A 3,484-nucleotide genomic window follows, 5' to 3' on the forward strand; every position below is an offset into this window, starting at 1 on the left:
CCAGCCCCCCGCGCCCGACCGTCTCGACGGCGGTCACCTCGGCGACGGTCGCCGGCCCCGGCGCGGGGATCAGTCGCAACTGGACCCTGGTCCCGTCGAACGCCCCCATCCAGGCCGCGAACATCCCCGTGCCGTCCGCGCGGAGGTCGAGAGTGTAGCCGTGCGAGAACCATGACCCGGTCTCGCGGACCACCTCGGCCGGGGAGGGCACCGAGACCGCCGGCGAGGGGGCGGCCAGGGCTGGTGCGGCCAGGGTTGGTGCGGCGACGAGACCGGACACCACGACCATCAACGCAGCGACCGTGGCCGCGGCCAGCCGACGCCCCACTCCCGGGCTCATTCGCTGCATCCTCATGAGATCACTGTAGTCACACCAGTAACACGATTCGGTGCCGCGAATGCGTCGAAATGGTCACCAAAACACCAACCCGCCGTGAAGATATGAGAAGTAGTGGAGACCGCACCTATCGTCGTTCCGTCACACCCGGCGGATCCGCCGCCCGATCGCCCCACAAGGAGTCGACCATGACCAGCCCGCCCACCAGGAGTGGGGCGACACCGAGAGAGACATTCTCCCGTCGCTCCGTCTTCGTCTTTGCCGCCATCGGCTCCGCCGTCGGCCTCGGCAACATCTGGCGCTTCCCCTTCGTCGCCTACGACAACGGCGGCGGCGCCTTCCTGCTCCCCTACCTCGTGGCCCTGCTCACCGCGGGCCTCCCGTTGCTGTTCTTCGACTACGCCATCGGCCACCGTTTCCGCGGGTCCGCGCCGCTGAGCTTCCGGCGGATGAACCGCTTCGCCGAGCCGATCGGCTGGATCCAGGTCCTGGTGTCCTTCGTCATCGCCGTGTACTACGCCGTGATCATCGCCTGGGCCGCCTCCTACGCGTGGTTCTCGATCGACGAACGGTGGGGGGAGACATACGAGGAGTCGGCGTCGTTCTTCGCCGAGGACTTCCTCCGCGCCGGCAGCGGCTTCGGCGTCGACTTCGTCCCGGGCATCGCGATCGTCCTGGTGGTCGTGTGGATCGTGACGCTGGGAGTCCTGCTCGCGGGTGTCCAGAACGGTATCGGCCGCACCGCCCTGCTCTTCGTCCCGCTGCTCGTGGCGCTCTTCGCCGCCCTCGTCGTGCGGTCACTCTTCCTCGACGGCGCCATGGACGGCCTCAACAACTTCTTCACCCCGGACTGGGGCGTGCTCACCGAGCCGAGCGTGTGGATCGCGGCCTACGGGCAGATCTTCTTCTCGCTCTCGGTGGGCTTCGGCATCATGCTGACCTACTCCTCCTACCTCAAGCGCAAGTCCAACCTCACGAGCTCCGGGCTGGTCGTGGGCTTCTCCAACTCGGCCTTCGAGGTCCTCGCCGGCATCGGCGTGTTCGCCACCCTCGGCTTCCTCGTCTCCACGTCGGCGGGCGCCGGCTGGGAGGACGTGGGCGGCGGGCCGGGACTGGCGTTCATCGCCTTCCCGGCCCTGATCTCGCAGATGCCGGGCGGCCCGATCTGGGGCGTGGTGTTCTTCGTCTGCCTCATCCTGGCCGGTATCACCTCACTCATCTCGATCGTCCAGGTGGTCATCTCGTCCTTCCAGGACAAGATGGGCAGCAGCCGCACCACCTCGGTGCTGGCCGTCGGCATCCCGATGGCGGCCGCCTCGATCCTGCTCATGCCCACCGAGACCGGGTTGCAGAACCTCGACGTGATGGACAAGTTCGTCAACAGCCTCGGCATCGTCGGCATCACCCTCATCGCCCTCATCGTGGTGATCTTCGTGATGCGCCTCGCCCCCACCCTGCGCGATCACCTCAACTCGGTGTCCTCGTGGAAGGTCGGCACCTTCTGGATCGTGTGCCTCGCCGTGATCACCCCGGTCGTCCTGGGTTACTCGCTGATCCGCGAGATCATGTCCCTCATCTCCGAGCCCTACGAGGGCTATGACGCCGCCATCCTGGGCGTCTGGGGTTGGGGCATGATCGGGACCATCCTGGTCTTGTCGATCATCCTGTCGGCCCTGCCCTGGCGGGGGGCCCGCCAGCTCGACGGACCGCCGAGTGTCGACGACGACCCGAGCGACTACGTCTACGAGGAGGGACTCACCCGTCCCGACGAGAACCCTGCCCCCACCCACACGCCCAAGGAGGCCTGAGCCATGGACGCTTCCGCGATCATCATGATGGTGCTGTTCCTGCTCGTGATCTGGGGCGGACTCGTCGCCAGCATCGTGCACTACGCCGGCCACCCCGACGATCCTGACGGATCCACGGCGACTCCCGCGCGCGAGCTCTGAGCTCCCGCCGCACGACCTGATCGCCGACCCCGGCGTCCGCACACCACAGCGGCGCCGGGGTCGGGTGTTCCGAGGAGAGCACCGGCCACGGCCCCAAGTCGCCGCGCGGCTCTCCTGCACGGCACTAGCCTTGTGGTCATGGACGCCACCGACAGCGACGCCGCCTCCGCCACCTCCGCAAGCGGAGCCGACACCGGAGCCCCAGACGAGGCCCCTACTGAAATCCGTCACCTGATCCAGCAGTGGAACCATCTCGACGAGCTCCTGGCGGGACTCAAGAGGGACGACTGGGCCACCCCCACCGCGCTCCCGGGCTGGACGGTGCGAGACGTGGTGGCGCACATCGCCGGAACCGAGCACCTGCTGGCCGGCGAGCCGATACCGGACGTCGACCTCCCCGCCTCGTCGCGCGACTATGTCCGCAATCCCATCGGGGAGCTCAACGAGAGGTTCGTCCAGGAGGCCCGGTCCCTGGCCGTCGAGGACGCGTTCGCGGACTTCCGCGAGGTCGTGGCCGAGCGCACCGTGCAGCTCTCCGAGATGACCGCCGAAGACCTGGAGGCCGAGACCGACTCCCCCGTCGGCCGCGTGCCGTTCCGACGCTTCATGGGGGTGCGCGTGTTCGACTGCTGGGTCCACGAGGACGACATCCGTCACGCCCTCGGCATGACTCACCACCTCGACAGCGGCGTGGGGAGGTTCGCGCTCGGGGAGATCGCGCGCGCCCTACCCCGGATCGTGGGCAAGAACGCCGGGGCCCCGGACGGTTCGCGGGTCCGGTTCCGGGTGAAGGGCGACTCCGATGCCGACCCGTCCCTGGCCACCGATGTGCTGGTCGCCGGCCGGGCGGGACTCGTGGACGTCGACGACTCCGCACGGGTCTCGGTCGAGCTGGTCTTCGACACCCCGACCTTCGTCCGCTCCGCGACCGGCAGGATCTCCGCGGAACCCGGAAACGGTGTGGAGATCAGCGGCGACGAGGAGCTGGGCCGGAGGATCCTCGAATCGATGGCCTTCACCATCTGATCCCGGTCGCCGGATCCGCTGCCGACGGTGTCGACACCGATGACGCACATCGTGGTGATGGGCGTGACCGGTGCCGGCAAATCGACCGTTGCGCAGGCGATCGCCGAACGGATCGGCGCCCCTTTCGTGGGCGCTGACGACCTGCACCCGCCCGCCAACCGCCGCAAGCTGG

3 protein-coding genes and 2 pseudogenes are annotated in these 3,484 nt (G+C 68.4%); 4 read left to right on the top strand and 1 reads right to left on the bottom strand.

Annotated features, from left to right (window positions below):
• Window positions 1-355 (bottom strand): annotated as a pseudogene (locus G6019_RS14455) (hypothetical protein); the annotation flags it as partial.
• 170 nt (window positions 356-525) lie between these two features.
• Between G6019_RS14455 and G6019_RS14460 the strand changes: the two are divergent.
• The 4 genes and pseudogenes from G6019_RS14460 to G6019_RS14475 form a co-directional block, all read left to right on the top strand.
• Window positions 526-2,145, top strand: coding sequence for a sodium-dependent transporter (locus tag G6019_RS14460; RefSeq protein WP_182613197.1), 1,620 nt, complete (start codon window positions 526-528; stop codon window positions 2,143-2,145).
• A 3-nt stretch (window positions 2,146-2,148) separates the two neighbouring features.
• Window positions 2,149-2,286 carry a methionine/alanine import family NSS transporter small subunit gene (locus G6019_RS14465; RefSeq protein ID WP_107756012.1) on the top strand — a complete coding sequence of 46 codons (138 nt, stop codon included), beginning with the start codon at window positions 2,149-2,151 and terminating at the stop codon, window positions 2,284-2,286.
• Between the two features lie 138 nt (window positions 2,287-2,424).
• Window positions 2,425-3,312, top strand: coding sequence for a maleylpyruvate isomerase family mycothiol-dependent enzyme (locus G6019_RS14470; protein WP_182613198.1), 888 nt, complete (start codon window positions 2,425-2,427; stop codon window positions 3,310-3,312).
• A 39-nt stretch (window positions 3,313-3,351) separates the two neighbouring features.
• Window positions 3,352-3,484: pseudogene (locus G6019_RS14475) on the top strand (shikimate kinase); the annotation flags it as partial.

The sequence above is a fragment of the Dietzia sp. DQ12-76 genome, assembly GCF_014145045.1.
Lineage (GTDB): Bacteria > Actinomycetota > Actinomycetes > Mycobacteriales > Mycobacteriaceae > Dietzia.

What these genes read in the sequence shown, in the direction of transcription:
- G6019_RS14460 (WP_182613197.1), top strand. Translation starts at nt 526, where the DNA reads ATGACCAGCCCGCCCACCAGGAGTGGGGCGACACCGAGAGAGACATTC.
- G6019_RS14465 (WP_107756012.1), top strand. Translation starts at nt 2,149, where the DNA reads ATGGACGCTTCCGCGATCATCATGATGGTGCTGTTCCTGCTCGTGATC.
- G6019_RS14470 (WP_182613198.1), top strand. Translation starts at nt 2,425, where the DNA reads ATGGACGCCACCGACAGCGACGCCGCCTCCGCCACCTCCGCAAGCGGA.